We start from the raw sequence: 13,954 nt of genomic DNA, 5'->3' as shown, positions 1-13,954 counted from the left end.
ATTAATGAATTCAATAGAATCCGGATTAGTAAATGAAACATTAGAACCAGGTTTGAATATATCTTTAAAAAATATAAGTTTAAAGTATAATCAATGTGGCAGCCATATTCAAGCTCTTGAAAATATTAATCTTGAATTATACGATAATGATTTTATATGTATTTTAGGATCTTCAGGGTGTGGAAAATCTTCTCTTCTAAATATTATTGCTGGTTATGAGAAGCCATCAAAAGGCATTGTTTCTATCAATGGAAAGGTGCATGTAAAACCTGATCCCCAGGTAGGTGTGGTATTCCAACAGCCTAATTTACTGCCATGGCTAAACATAGAAAAGAATATTGAGTTTGGATTAAAAATGAAAAAGCTGCCTAAATTTAAAAGAACAGAAATAGCTTCTCATTATCTAAAACTGGTTGGTTTAGAAAAATTTGCAAAATTGCTTCCTCATCAGCTTTCAGGAGGCATGAAACAAAGAGCTGCCATTGCAAGAACTCTGGCAGCAGATCCTAAAATAATACTTTTAGATGAGCCCTTTAGTGCCCTTGATGCACTTACACGTGAAAAAATGCAGAGGCATATTTATTTTATATGGCAAAAAACTCAGAAGTGTTTATTCTTTATTACGCATGATGTAGATGAGGCACTTTTACTGGGCAGCAGAATTATTATTATGCATTCCAATCCGGGAAGAATAGTTAAGGAATATAAAAATCCATTAGCTAAATATAAAGGAGAAGATTTTAAAGTGATTAGATCCAGGAAAGAATTTTCAAAAATGAGAGAATGTTTAATAGATGAAATACAAGAGGATGATGGAAAGGAATTTTAGGTACCTTGAAATCAGGTGATTCTTAGGCAAATAAAGCGTATATTCATATGAAAAAATTAGCATTAAAGATAATTGGAGAAAGAGAATTTGATAAGGTTATTTTTGAAAGCAATACGGATTCAATAGTATTTTTTGGAGCTATACGATGTAAAGTGTGCAGAGAACAAATTCCAATATTAGAACAGGTTGCTTATGAATATAGAGAAAAAGTTAAAACTTACTGGATAGATGTAGATAAGCATGAAGATTTATTTTATAGATTCAGACTCCAGGGAATACCTAATATAATCATATTTAGCAAAGGTGAGGTTGTAGAAAAAATTCGGGGACTTAATTCACGGGAAACTTTAATTAAAATAATAGATAAAATTTTGTATGACTCTATTTAATATGTAAGGAAGATCTTACAAAGTTGTAAATAGTATTACTGCATGATATAATTACCTAAAATAATTATGCTATTATATATATTTGTTTTAATGATAACAGATTTTAAGCAGGTCTTTAAAGGGGGAAAATTATATTATGCGTTTAGAGCAATTGTATTATATAGTAGAGGTTTCTCAATCTAAATCTATTTCTTTAGCAGCTGAACGTAGTTATATATCCCAACCTGCAATTAGTTCATCCATTGCAAAATTGGAACTTGAATTAGGCGTTGCATTGTTTAAAAGAACTAATAAGGGAATGGTACCTACGGAAGTGGGAACAAATGTAATAGAAAAGGCATCCAATATTATTGACCAGGTAGAGGAAATAAAGAATATTGCAAGAACCAATGCTGTAGAGCTTACTGGAAATATTAGTATTGCAGTTGAACCCAGCTTTTGTAATACAATAATGGTAAATATACTTACAACTTTTAAATATAAACACCCTAAAGTGAACCTTATGGTAAAGGTTGGAGAATCCAATGATATTTTACATGATGTTCTCTCTGGAAAGGCAGATATAAGCATAATTTTGAAAACGGAACAATCTATAAAATCTGATGAAATTATTATACAAAAATTATTTAAAGATAAACTTATGATAATTACAGGTAAAAGTTTTTCACAGGGAAATAAAAAAGATATTTCCATAAGACAGGCATTAGAACAACCTCTGGTGTTATATAATACTGGATACGAAACAACCTGTGCTATTTCTCAAATACTAAATAAATATGGAAAGTTAAATATTGCCTATAGATTTGATAATTTAAATATAATTGAAGAAGTTGTAGCTGGCGGCACATGTATAGCTTTTGTACCTAAGTTCATGATGGACTATTATAAAGGAGCTAATTCCATAAATACTTTGCTCATAAATGATGCTAGTTTAGAAGTAGAAATAATAATGGTACGTAATAAAAGACATCGTGTTTCAAATATTGAAAAAGAGTTAATAAATACCATTAAATCTTTGTGTTCAATGTGCGAATTTCGTGATTGAAAAATTTTCTGTTTAGAAATTTAAATCTGCTGATAGAATATATTATCAGCAGATTTTAGTTTGAAAAGATCACGTGTGTTTTTCAAGAGTTACAAAGCTGTATTCCATATTGTCCTCATTATGTTTTTCACATTCAATTATGCTGTAATTATCTTTGTCGAATTCAGGAAAATATGTGTCTCCATCTTTTTTAGCAGCTATTTTAGTTAAATATAGTCTGCTGCAGTAGGGGAGCAGCTGCTTATAAACTTCTCCGCCTCCTATTACAAAGGCTTCTTCGTCAGAATCCACATATCTCAGAACATCTTCAATATTATTTACTACTAGAACATTTTCATCTTTAACATTGTAGCTATGGTCTCTTGTAATGACAATATGTTTTCTGTTTGGAAGTATACTTGGAAGAGATTCAAAAGTTTTTCTTCCCATTATAACGGTTTTACCATAGGTGATTTTTTTGAATCTTTTTAAGTCCCTTGATATATGCCATATGAGTTTGTTATTATGTCCTATTACATAATTTTCACCAACGGCTACAATTATATTTAGCATTATACAGCCACCTCCATACTGATTTTTTCATGGTGCTTATAGTTTATAAGTTTTATGTCATCTATAGAAAAGTCATAAAAATTTTTAATTTCTGGATTTATCCAGAGTTTTGGTGGGTCATAAGCATTATTTTCTCTTGTAAGCTGCAGTTTCATACCTTCAACTTGGTTTTCATAAATGTGGGCGTTATTTATAACATGGGTAAAAAGTCCAGGCTTAAGCCCTGTTACATGAGCGATTAAATGAATGAGAACTGCATATTGACACATGTTAAAAGGAACGCCTATTGGAAAATCTCCACTTCTTTGTACCAACATACAGTTCAATGTATTTTCTTTCACATCCCAGAGAGTTTCATAACAACAAGGGTATAACGCCATATCTGGTAGGTCTTCTATATTCCACAAAGATATTATCATTCTTCTACTTTGAGGATCTGTCATTAGGGTATTTATTAAATTGTCAATTTGTTTGAATTTTGCAACCTGATAACCATAAGCTTTTCCTATGGTACCATCTTCCCTCATCCACTCATCCCAAATGTGTACATTTTGTTCCTGCAGTTTTCTTACGTCATTTGATTGTTCCTTGTATATCCACAGAAGTTCTTTTACTGCTGTTTTAAAAGCTACAAATTTGGTAGTGAGTATGGGAAACTCCGAGGATAAATCAAATTGCATAATTTGATGGGGAAGTTTAAATGTGGGAATACCTGTCCTGTTTTGATCGTGGTATCCATTTTCTAAAATATTTCTTACAATATGTAAATACTGTTTATCTGCAATACTCATTTTTATACCTCCAATGTGATCTGATATTAAATCACACATATTATATCATAAATTTTTGAAAAAATTTTTAAAAAGATAAAACTAAATTGAACACTTCATTGTCTAATAAGTGAAAGTTGTTACCGGTTATAACTTGATAAATTGTTTGGAGGACTATAGATGAACGTTGAGACATTAGTTAAAAGTGCAAAAAGTGGTGATGAAAATGCTTTTTGTGAACTTATGAAAATTAATAAAGAGATTCTGTACAAAACTGCCTATCTTTATACGAAAAATAAACATGATTCATTGGAAATATTAGATGAGGCTGTTTATAAAGCCTATGTATCAATTAAAAAATTGAAAGAGGGCAAATATTTTAATACCTGGATTATGAGAATACTCATAAATGAATGTATAAATTATTTAAACAAGAAGAAAAGAGTTGCTCTTTTGGGTATTAATATTGCTAACATATATAAGGGAAGCAGAGAAGATAAAAATTTAGAAGACAGGTTAGATTTATACAAAGCTATTGATAAATTAGATGGCAAATTAAAAGTAGTAATAATACTTAGATATTTTGAAGATTTAACTGTTTCACAAATATCAGATATACTGGAGTGTCCTATTGGTACAGTAAAGACCCATATCCATAAGGCTATAAAAAAATTAAAAATTGAATTAGAGGTGTAATTAAGTTGGATTATAAAGATGAATTAAATAAAATAGAGATTCCAGAAGAGATAGATCTAATCATAGAAAAAGCAATAAGAAGAGCTAAAAATAGGCACAAAAATTTTGTTGTAAAAACTGCTGCAGTGCTAGCAGCAACCTTGGCCTTATTTGTAGTATTAAATAATATTTCTCCTACTTTTGCTAAATATGTAGATGATACCTCTACGACAATAAAAAATCTATTTAGCAAATTTAATGATAGGGGAATAAATACTGCTGTTAAAAATGGCTTTGTACAGGGTAGTTTTAAAGATAAAAATGAATTGAGTAATTCAGTTTCAGATAAGGGAATTACGGTGACAATTAATCAGCTTGCTATAGATAAAAATGAACTTATTGTAGGCTATACTTCTAAAGCCGATAACAGTTATAAATGGAATGATTTAAACCAGGAAATACTGCAAATTACAGATGATAGTGGAAGGCTATTATATGATGGAAGAGATTTTGATGAAATTATGAATGATAAAAAAAATACAGGAAAAACATATGATCAGATAGTTTTTTATAATGGTTCCAGTAAAATATTTATAGACGAAGGAAATTTTAAAAGTTCCAGAAAAAAACAAATGATAATGGGATTTGCATCTACAGGAAGCACGAAGTTAAGTACCATTCCAAAGAGTATTAATATTAAATTTACTTACTGCTCTGATAGGGATATTATGAGTGTGAGGGATTATTATAGACATGGCTATGTTTATAGGATTTTTCATAAGTCCCCCAAAATAGTCAATGGAAACTGGTCCATAAATATAAAAATAGATGATAAATTTATAAATGCTAAAGAAATTAAATATATAAAGGCACAAGAAACAAGTGAAAATTCTTCTATAAAAATAGACAGTGTAAATTTATATCCTATTAGTGCATATGGCAGTTTTTTTATATCGAATGATTGGACATTTAAAAACCCTTATCTTCAAGATGATGAAGGTAATATATATGAGTGTAAAGAATCTGGAACAGGGTATAATAATGGTGGAGTTAAAGAGATAACAGCAAATTTTCAAAGTCCATATTTTAAAAATGTAAAAAAACTGTATTTGGGATTTACTTATAAGAAAAATGGTGTAGATAAAAATATTAAAATAGAATTGAAGCAGAAGTAACTAAATTTGACATCTAACAACTTGTTATGTATAATAAAGTTGTTAGATGTCAAAAGTACAGAAAGGAGAATGTCTTATAAATTTTGAAAGTAAACAAATTTATGCAGCAATTTTTGATATGGATGGAACTATGTTTGATACTGAGAGACTGAGAATTAATATGTTAAAGTCATCATCCAAACTCATATATGGAGAGAGCATGTCAGACAAGCTTCTTCTGGATTCACTGGGAGTCAATGCCAAAATGGCAGAAGAACTTGCAAAAAAACAATATGGAGAGAATTATCCTTATGAGGACATAAGAAAAAAAGCTGATGAATACGAAGTGAGATATATAAGACATAATGGTGTACCTGTTAAAGAAGGATTATATGATGTACTGGAAAGATTGAAGAAAAGCGGGATTCTAATTGCTCTTGCAACTTCAAGCAGAAGGGCCATAGCAGAAGAATATCTTTTAAGTGCAAGAGTGATGAGATTTTTTGATGTTATTGTATGTGGTAATGAGGTTACAAAAGGGAAACCCCATCCAGAAATATTTTTAAAAGCAGCAGATGAATTAAATTGTCATCCATCACATTGCCTTATATTTGAAGATTCACAAAATGGTCTGATTGCAGCAGCAGATTCAGGAGGAATCCCTATATTTATAAAAGATATAAAGGAGCCTGAAAAACACATAAAAAATCGTGCTTTTAAAGCATATAATAGTATGGTAGAATTTCACGAAGAGCTGGTTAAATTTACACCCAAAATGTCCATGCCCAAACTAAATGAACATTTTCCACAAAGTTTTGGGTATGTAAAAGCAGGCATTCATGGTTTTGGCGCAATAGGAGGAGGATATCTTACACAGATTTTTTCCCATTGGGATGGCTATACCAGGCCCAAGGAAATAATTGGAGCAACTAAAAAAGTTGTAATTAAAGAGTTAATAAATTCATTAGGAAAATTTAATGTGAAATATGAAAGTAGGGCATATTTTCAAAGTATAAGTAACGTTCATATTATTGATATGGATGATGAAACGGAAATGATAAAGATGTATACGGAGTCTCAAATCATTGGTCTTGCTATTCCAGAAACAGCAGTGAAGTCCCAGTCTGAAATTATAGCTAAAGGTCTCATTGAACGCTATAGTAAAAATAACACCAATCTTACAATACTTGTGGTAATAAATAAAATAAAAGGAGCAAAATTTATTAAAAAAAATGTTAAAAATGCTCTTAAGAATTTAGTGGGTGAAGAAAAAGCAGAAGAAACAATATCTAGAACATATTTCTGTGAGACTGTTGTAAATAGAATGGTTTCTGCAATACCTGAAAAAACATTACTTACACAGATTCAAAAAAAATTATCAAATCTTAAAAGGACTATTTCCTATTTTCAACCGGATATTACAGGGCTCTTCAAATACTTTCAAGAGGGCGAAAGTATTTTAGTTAATTCTAAAAAGACAGTAAAAAAAATTGATGAAAAAACTCTGTTGAAGGTTGGAGATATATCAAAAAAATTATCTATTATGTCTCGATTTGATAAATATATATCAAGATTTAATGTATCTTTGTTTAGCAGCGAACCATATATTCCGTTGTATGCAAGTAATGAAAGTCCTTTACTTGAAAGATTACGGCAGGTTAAAGTTGTAGATAATATTGAAAAAATGCAGCAGATAAAAAATAGACTTTCAAATGGTCCTCATGCAATAATAGCATGGTATTCTGCTTTACTTGGTTACAAAACAATTGGACAGGGAATGGGAGATAAAAAAGTACTTTCATTGGTGAGGAGTATTATTGAAAAAGAAATTAAGCCTTCCCTTATTAAAGATAATTCTGAATTATCTCCATATGTTGATGAATTTATTTCAAATTTTATTAAAAGGTGTAGGAGCTCTTTTAAAGATAATTGTATTCGTGTGGGACGTGATCCTATGAGAAAATTACAGTGTGAAGAAAGAATTTTTGGAACTATCACTCTGGCACAAAAGTTTAACATACCTACTCCTATGATTGAATTTGGTGCAGCTTGTGCTATTTTTTATTCCATTTTACTTATAAATCCCAAGGATAAAGAGTGTAGAAAAATCAAGGAGATATATAATAAGAATCATTCTGTAGAGGATGTTCTTACTTATGATGGTGAATACAATGGTGGGAGATATCATGGCTTGAATTTACAAAAAGATAAAGATTTAATCAGGAGAATAAAAATACAATTTAATAATCTTATATTGTCTGAAGATATAATAAGTTACCATCATGTAGAAATAGATAATCAGCTAAGTCTTTAAAAATATCCTATTAAGTTATTATAATAAGGTGTACCTTGCTGATTATTTATTTCAAAGCATTTTACCCCCAATATACCTTTATTCTCTCTCCAAAGGAAATGTCATGCAGTGGGGACCTCCTCCGCCTTTTAATATTTCAACCAGGTCAACTTCAATGGTTTTTAAGCCCAATACTTTCAGCTTATGGTTTACATCTTTATTATTGGCGAAAGTCAATACCCTATCATTTCCAAGACATTGTAAATTACAATAATGTTTGAAAACCCCTTGCTGAGGGACATCAATTAAAGTAAAATTTCGTTTTTCCAGCATCTTTAAAAAATCATAAGGAAGAGCTTCTTTACATACTATAGCTACTTTTTCAGCTACTATATTAAAACACATATCTAAATGCAAATTTTCTCTTAAAGCTGGTACAGGAATTAACTCATAACCTAGTTCGTGTACTTGCGTTCTAATATTTTTCACTCCATCCCAATCTGTTCTGGCAATTACACCATGGGCCATGGTATAATCATCTAAAAACCAAAAATCGCCACCTTCAAAGGCACCTGCAGTACACCTGGCAGCGCAGGGAATATCAAGTTCTTTCATTTTATTTTCATAAGCTGTAGTTTCGTTTTTGCGTACAGGTTCTCTGAATTTCCCCATTATATAACCTTCAGATATGCAAGCTCCAAAATCTCTAGCAAATACCTGGTAGGGTAAATTAGGATCTGGTTCCATTAAAACTACCTCTACTCCATTTTCTCTATAAGCCTGTACAATTTCTGCGTGTTCTCTCAAACAAATATCCCTATTGGATTTTTCACCTTTTTCCATCCATTTTTCTGTTATTACGTTGATTGGTTCAAATTCAAAATATGTGGGAGCACACAGCAGTACCTTTCTTAAAGTATTTGTTGAATTTTTCACATAATTTTTCTTCATAATCACTGCCCCTTTTTATGATATGTTTCGTTACAATAATTATAAAGTTTTGTGTTACACAAAGGTCAATATTAAATTTTTGAGTGATTCCCATACTAAGGCTGTTATAATATATTTGATCATTTGATGGGAACTTGAATCTCAAAACACTCTTCTTCAACAATATCTGTTACTGTAATGTCTACTTGAGCTATTTCGAGAAGCTCACCGTCTATAACATAATGATTATTATAAATAAATTTTATAATTTTTTTTATGCTTTCTTCTCTATCCCAGGGTTTACCGCTGTTATAAATACAAGCATATTTTCCACCTTTTATTTTCTGTATATTTTTTTTATTAACTTGGTTAGATGCTTTTGTAAATACAAAAATGTCACTGGACTTATTAAACTCACAGGATTCAATATCAGATTTTGATATAATGAACCCTAATCTATTACTGGCCAAAATAGGTGAAATTTCTTTAAGGGCATTTTCAAGTTCAAGAAATCCATAGCTCAACTCCAGTTCATTGTTAATAGTTTTTCCAAGTGTTACAATTTCTCTTTCTGGTATTTGTTTAATTATAATTTCCTTCATTTTAGATTCAGTAATAACATTTTGTAAAAATTGTATTTTTTCAGAAAGGGTTTCTTCCAATAACTGTAAATCTTTTATTTTTTTTCCTAACTCATTATGTTTATTTATAAGCATGGAAAGGGATTTACTTACATGTCTGTTGTTAAAATATTCTTTTATTTCTTTAAGACTCATACCCAGCTGGCGTAGTTCTTTAATTGTACCTAATTTTTCATATTGCAGTACTGAATAGTATCTATATCCGGTTTTAGGATCTACATAAGTGGGTTTAAAAAGACCTATTCTATCATAATGTCTCAAAGTTTCAGTGGTCACGTTTCTAAGTCTTGCAAGGTCTGTAATGGATATTCTATCTTTTATTGTAATCACCTCATATATAATATTAGTATACATATATTTGAATTTCAATAAAAATTAACTGTTTAGAGAGCTTTAATTGATGTAAAATAGATATATTAGGAGTGAGTGATTATTTATGAAAAGTTATAGAAAAGAATTATGGTTTGATATTCCAAAAAGAAGGGCCTTTATAAACATAACTCCACAAATAGAGAAGTGTTTAAAAGAGAGCGGCATAAAAGAAGGACTGCTTTTGTGTAATGCCATGCATATCGTATAAACATATATTAAAAAGAATAAAAAATATTAAAAATTTTAATAAAACAGACTGTGATTAGCTATATTTCGTGCTAACATAAATTATTAGGTGATTATAATTTATGAAGTCAAAAGAAGGTTTGGAATTACTACAAATAACAAGACCAACTTTAACTAAATACGTAAAAGAAGGATTAATTAAAACAATAACTTTTCCAAATGGTAGATATGATTACGTGGAAAAGTTCAAAGAGTTGTTATAACCTATAAAGATAGGCTAAGTAGAGTAGGATTAAAAGATATTCAATTGACATCCATTGTGGTAAGATTATGAAACTATTAAAATAATTGAAGTTATCTATATAAAAAGGTGGTAGAAAGGTTGAAAGTAAATAGAGTTGAACAACATCAAATCAATAAAAATCATCAATTATTTCAATTACTTGATGAATATAGTTTTAAATCTAAAAATCTTTACAATTATGCTAATTATTTAGTTAGACAAACTTTTATTATAACTTCAAACTTAAAAGATAATAAGGAGCTAACGCAGGAGCAACAAAGCTTTTTGAACTGGATAAACTTAAAAGTTGATGAATTTAATGTTAAAAAGCAAGAAGTTTTAAAGAAAAAACAATTTAAAGGAAAAAATTTAGATAAACAGCTTAAAGCCTTAGATTACTTCCATGGGGAACATAAATATTTAGGTTATGATTTTTTAGAATTTTTATGCTCAAACTCTGAAGATTATAGAGTTTTAATGTCACAGGTGGCACAACAAACTTTAAGGGTTTTAGATAAAAACTGGCAATCGTTTTTTCAAAGTATGAATAAATGGAGGAAATGTAAAGATGGATTTACAGGGAGACCAAAGTTACCCAAGTATAAACATAAAACAAAAGGCAGATTCAATGTTTATTTTACAAACCAAAATTGTAAGTTTGTAGGAGATTCTATTAAATTCCCTAAATGCTTAAACCAATATTTATTAAAAACTAAAATAAATGGTAAATTACAACAGGTAAGAATAAAACCATTAGGAAGCAAATATTTGATTGAAATAGTTTATCAAAAGGAAATTGGAAATTTGGAGTTTGAATCTAAAAACATTTGTAGTATTGATTTGGGTTTAGACAACCTGCCTACATTGACCAATAATGCAGGGATAATACCTGTCATTATAAATGGCAAACCGTTAAAATCTATAAATCAATATTTTAATAAACAAAAATCCAAGATAGTTTCTATATTAAAAACAAATAATAATAAGGATTGGTGCAGAAGCCTTGATATATTAACGACTAAAAGGAATAATAAAGTAAAAAATTATTTACATAAAGCAAGTAAAATTATTATTGATTATTGTATTAAAAATAATTTTGATACAATTGTAATTGGTAATAATAAAGGATGGAAACAAGAGGTTAATTTAGGAAGTCGCAATAATCAAAACTTTGTAGGTATTCCGTATCATATATTTATTCAAATGATAGCGTATAAAGCTGAGAATGTGGGTATAAAAGTTATAATTACAGAAGAATCATATACATCAGGAACAAGTTTTCTTGACGGAAACTGCCTATAAAAGAGAACTACAAGAAGAATCGTAGAATTTTTAGAGGATTATTTAAATCTAACTTAGGTATAAAAATTAATTCTGATGTAAATGGATCATATCAGATAATGAAAAAAGTATTTCCAAAAGTTTTTGCTGATGGAATAGAGGAATGTGGGTTACATCCAGTTATAGTGAATGTTGCTTAATGAAGTAACAGAAGGTATAAGAATAATTTTTATTAAAGTTTTTGATATTGTTTGATTACTTTAATAATTTTAATAACCTAACGGCCAGTGTATTTATAAATGATGATGAGGGTGGACTGCATAAAGATTTTGAAAATTTTTTGGAGAAAATTGCACCTGAAAAACCTCATGACCAGTACCATCATAATGGGTATGAAGATAATGCCGATGCCCATATAAAGCGTTCTATTATGGGGCGGGAAGTAGTAGTGGCAGTAACTGAGGGCAAGCTGGATTTTGGACCCTGGGAGCAAATATTTTATGGGGAATTTGATGGTATGAGAAAAAAGAGAGCTTTAGTAAAGATAATTGGAGAATAATTCATAATTAAAGGTATAAAAGTTATTTGAAAGAAAGAGAGGGTTCCATATGGACAAGGAAGTGCTGCTTTTAGATAATGTATGTAAAACTATAAAAGGGAAACATATTATTAATGGAATAAGTTTTTCAATAAAAGAAGGTGAGGTCTTAGGTTTTCTTGGTCCAAATGGAGCAGGTAAATCTACCACTTTAAGAATGATTGTAGGACTTTTAAAACCTACTTCTGGAAGAATTGAAATATGTGGACATTCTATTGTGAATGATTATGTAAAAGCTATGTCAAATGTTGGATGCATAATAGAGGGACCAGATTTATACAATTACATCAGCGGCATTGATAATTTAAATATTCTGGCATCCATGAGCAAGGATGTCAGTAATGATGATATTATGAGTGCAGTAGAGCTAGTAGGATTAAAAAATAGAATAAGGGATAAAGTGAGCACATATTCCCTGGGAATGAAACAGAGACTGGGGATTGCACAGGCATTAATGCATAACCCTAAACTTCTCATTTTAGATGAACCTACCAATGGTCTTGATCCATCCGGAATAAGTGAAATGAGAAATTTAATAAAGAAAATTGCAAAAGAAGAGGGTATTTCTGTACTGGTATCCAGTCATCTTATTTCTGAAATAGAACTTATATGTGATAAAGTAACTATAATTAAGAATGGAACAATTTTAAAAAATGCAGATGTAAGTGAACTTTTAAATAATCAAGAGGTATTTTGGATACTGAATGACAATAAAAAAGGAAAAGAATTACTAAATGAAGTATGGAAATTAGAAAGCAAAATAGTTGAGGACAGACTTGAGGCTGCTGTGGATTCATCTAAATTAGAAGAAATAAATTCTTATTTCTTAACACAGGGGCTATTGCTAAAATATGTGGATAAAAAACATAAAACTCTAGAAGATCTATTTTTGAGTGTGACAAAACAAAGTGAAATAATTTAATAGTTAGGATGATTAATTTGTTAAAATTAGTGGAAAACGAAGTAATTAAAATGCTGTCTAAAAAGAAGCTTATACTTATTTCAGCCATTTTGTTAATATTGGTATCACTTTTTTGTTATGGGGAGAACTCTTCTTATAAAAATACAATACAAAGGTATACAAGGGCATCAGGACAAACTCAAGGTTATAATTGGAAGTCATTAGTCAATCAGCAAATATCCGATTTAAAAGATAGTCTAAACAGGCCATATATGAATGACAATAGAAAAAATTCTATAAATATACAAATTGAGCAGTTAGAGTATTATTTGGAGCATAATATAAACCCTGTCACCCCAAGTACCGGAAAGTTTACTGTGGAATTTATGCAGCAGGCTGTTTACTTGTTTTTACCTTTGCTTATAGTAATTTTAGCAGCTGATGTAGTATCTGGAGAATTTTCTTCAAAGACTATAAAAGTTCTGTTGACCAGGGCTATTCCTAGATGGAAAATATTATTAAGTAAGTATATTGCAGTTTTGATTTTATCCTGTATAGTTATTTTAGAGGCAGCCGTTATGTGTATTTTAGTATCATCTTTTGTATTTCATAATTGGGGATGGAATGAACCTGTAGCAACTGGTTTTAGGGTTATAGCAAATAAGCTGGATTCTTCTGCAGTAGTAAAGGTGTATCAATGGCAATATGCAGTTTTAGTATATTCTTTAGGATGGTTTTCTTCTGTGAATATTGCAACTTTGGCCTTTATGATTTCTACATTAGTTAGAAGTACGGCAACTTCTATTGGTATAATGCTGGCTTCACTAATTGGAGGGGAATTTCTTCAGTTGTTTTTATCCGACTGGCCCTTAGTCAAGTATTTCTTTGCCATTAATTTAGATTTACCTAAATATTTAACAGCATCCTATGAACCAATAGCAGGAATGAGCCTTTCCTTTTCTGTAGGTGTGTTATGTATATGGTCATTGATAGCATTAGTAATTAGTTTTATTGTATTTAACAAGCAAGATGTATTAGTTTAGATGTGGGAAGGG

Annotated in this window: 13 protein-coding genes and 3 pseudogenes; 12 read left to right on the top strand and 4 right to left on the bottom strand. The window is 30.0% G+C overall.

What is annotated here, in order from left to right:
- Positions 1–4 precede the first annotated feature (4 nt).
- From BS101_RS11820 to BS101_RS11810, 3 genes are all read left to right on the top strand, one after another.
- Positions 5–829 (top strand): ABC transporter ATP-binding protein, encoded by an 825-nt coding sequence (locus BS101_RS11820; RefSeq protein WP_073539004.1) that lies wholly within the window; start codon positions 5–7, stop codon positions 827–829.
- A 47-nt stretch (positions 830–876) separates the two neighbouring features.
- A complete protein-coding gene (locus tag BS101_RS11815) occupies positions 877–1,218 on the top strand; it encodes a thioredoxin family protein (protein ID WP_073539003.1) in 342 nt (113 codons plus the stop codon).
- 136 nt (positions 1,219–1,354) lie between these two features.
- Positions 1,355–2,263, top strand: coding sequence for a LysR family transcriptional regulator (locus BS101_RS11810; RefSeq protein WP_073539002.1), 909 nt, complete (start codon positions 1,355–1,357; stop codon positions 2,261–2,263).
- A 69-nt stretch (positions 2,264–2,332) separates the two neighbouring features.
- On the opposite strand, the gene BS101_RS11805 is transcribed toward BS101_RS11810, so the two are convergent.
- Positions 2,333–2,815 (bottom strand): dihydrofolate reductase, encoded by a 483-nt coding sequence (locus tag BS101_RS11805; protein ID WP_073539001.1) that lies wholly within the window; start codon positions 2,813–2,815, stop codon positions 2,333–2,335.
- On the bottom strand, positions 2,815–3,606 hold the full coding sequence (locus tag BS101_RS11800; protein WP_073539000.1) for a thymidylate synthase: 792 nt from the start codon (positions 3,604–3,606) through the stop codon (positions 2,815–2,817). Before BS101_RS11800 ends, BS101_RS11805 begins: the two co-directional genes overlap by 1 nt.
- A 159-nt stretch (positions 3,607–3,765) precedes the next feature.
- Here BS101_RS11800 and BS101_RS11795 point away from each other — a divergent pair, with 159 nt between their 5' ends.
- Genes BS101_RS11795 through mtlD form a run of 3 tightly spaced genes read left to right on the top strand, consistent with a single transcriptional unit; the run spans position 3,766 to position 7,728 of the window.
- Positions 3,766–4,281: a sigma-70 family RNA polymerase sigma factor gene (locus BS101_RS11795; protein WP_073538999.1), complete on the top strand. Its 516-nt coding sequence runs from the start codon at positions 3,766–3,768 to the stop codon at positions 4,279–4,281.
- Between the two features lie 5 nt (positions 4,282–4,286).
- A complete protein-coding gene (locus BS101_RS23840; protein WP_242951249.1) occupies positions 4,287–5,435 on the top strand; it encodes a DUF4179 domain-containing protein in 1,149 nt (382 codons plus the stop codon).
- A 46-nt stretch (positions 5,436–5,481) separates the two neighbouring features.
- Positions 5,482–7,728 (top strand): bifunctional mannitol-1-phosphate dehydrogenase/phosphatase, encoded by a 2,247-nt coding sequence (mtlD, locus tag BS101_RS11785; protein WP_073538997.1) that lies wholly within the window; start codon positions 5,482–5,484, stop codon positions 7,726–7,728.
- 78 nt (positions 7,729–7,806) lie between these two features.
- Here mtlD and BS101_RS11780 read toward each other — a convergent pair whose 3' ends face one another.
- Positions 7,807–8,658, bottom strand: a complete 852-nt coding sequence (locus BS101_RS11780; RefSeq protein ID WP_073538996.1) for a dimethylarginine dimethylaminohydrolase family protein — start codon at positions 8,656–8,658, stop codon at positions 7,807–7,809.
- Between the two features lie 119 nt (positions 8,659–8,777).
- Positions 8,778–9,632 carry a MerR family transcriptional regulator gene (locus BS101_RS11775; protein WP_198039467.1) on the bottom strand — a complete coding sequence of 285 codons (855 nt, stop codon included), beginning with the start codon at positions 9,630–9,632 and terminating at the stop codon, positions 8,778–8,780.
- An 82-nt stretch (positions 9,633–9,714) separates the two neighbouring features.
- Here BS101_RS11775 and BS101_RS11770 point away from each other — a divergent pair.
- From BS101_RS11770 to BS101_RS11745, 6 genes and pseudogenes are all read left to right on the top strand, one after another.
- A pseudogene (locus BS101_RS11770) lies at positions 9,715–9,852 on the top strand (secondary thiamine-phosphate synthase enzyme YjbQ); the annotation flags it as partial.
- Between the two features lie 106 nt (positions 9,853–9,958).
- Positions 9,959–10,072 (top strand): annotated as a pseudogene (locus BS101_RS11765) (IS607-like element ISCbo10 family transposase); the annotation flags it as partial.
- Between the two features lie 146 nt (positions 10,073–10,218).
- Positions 10,219–11,421: an RNA-guided endonuclease InsQ/TnpB family protein gene (locus BS101_RS11760; protein ID WP_242951247.1), complete on the top strand. Its 1,203-nt coding sequence runs from the start codon at positions 10,219–10,221 to the stop codon at positions 11,419–11,421.
- Positions 11,422–11,665: 244 nt separating this feature from the next.
- Positions 11,666–11,959, top strand: a pseudogene (locus tag BS101_RS11755) (secondary thiamine-phosphate synthase enzyme YjbQ); the annotation flags it as partial.
- Between the two features lie 49 nt (positions 11,960–12,008).
- Positions 12,009–12,920: an ABC transporter ATP-binding protein gene (locus BS101_RS11750; RefSeq protein WP_073538995.1), complete on the top strand. Its 912-nt coding sequence runs from the start codon at positions 12,009–12,011 to the stop codon at positions 12,918–12,920.
- Positions 12,921–12,937: 17 nt separating this feature from the next.
- Entirely contained in the window at positions 12,938–13,942 is a 1,005-nt protein-coding gene (locus BS101_RS11745; protein ID WP_073538994.1) for an ABC transporter permease subunit, read from the top strand.
- Positions 13,943–13,954 lie beyond the last annotated feature (12 nt).

This window comes from Clostridium kluyveri, assembly GCF_001902295.1.
Lineage (GTDB): Bacteria > Bacillota > Clostridia > Clostridiales > Clostridiaceae > Clostridium_B > Clostridium_B kluyveri_B.
This window is presented reverse-complemented; position numbering and strand designations above follow the sequence as displayed.

Excerpts from the sequence above, each read along its gene's own strand:
- BS101_RS11805 (WP_073539001.1), bottom strand. The coding sequence starts at position 2,815 with ATGCTAAATATAATTGTAGCCGTTGGTGAAAATTATGTAATAGGACAT.
- BS101_RS11780 (WP_073538996.1), bottom strand. The coding sequence starts at position 8,658 with ATGAAGAAAAATTATGTGAAAAATTCAACAAATACTTTAAGAAAGGTA.
- BS101_RS11795 (WP_073538999.1), top strand. The coding sequence starts at position 3,766 with ATGAACGTTGAGACATTAGTTAAAAGTGCAAAAAGTGGTGATGAAAAT.
- BS101_RS11820 (WP_073539004.1), top strand. The coding sequence starts at position 5 with ATGAATTCAATAGAATCCGGATTAGTAAATGAAACATTAGAACCAGGT.
- BS101_RS11775 (WP_198039467.1), bottom strand. The coding sequence starts at position 9,632 with ATGTATACTAATATTATATATGAGGTGATTACAATAAAAGATAGAATA.
- BS101_RS11810 (WP_073539002.1), top strand. The coding sequence starts at position 1,355 with ATGCGTTTAGAGCAATTGTATTATATAGTAGAGGTTTCTCAATCTAAA.
- mtlD (WP_073538997.1), top strand. The coding sequence starts at position 5,482 with ATGTCAAAAGTACAGAAAGGAGAATGTCTTATAAATTTTGAAAGTAAA.
- BS101_RS11800 (WP_073539000.1), bottom strand. The coding sequence starts at position 3,606 with ATGAGTATTGCAGATAAACAGTATTTACATATTGTAAGAAATATTTTA.
- BS101_RS11815 (WP_073539003.1), top strand. The coding sequence starts at position 877 with ATGAAAAAATTAGCATTAAAGATAATTGGAGAAAGAGAATTTGATAAG.
- BS101_RS11750 (WP_073538995.1), top strand. The coding sequence starts at position 12,009 with ATGGACAAGGAAGTGCTGCTTTTAGATAATGTATGTAAAACTATAAAA.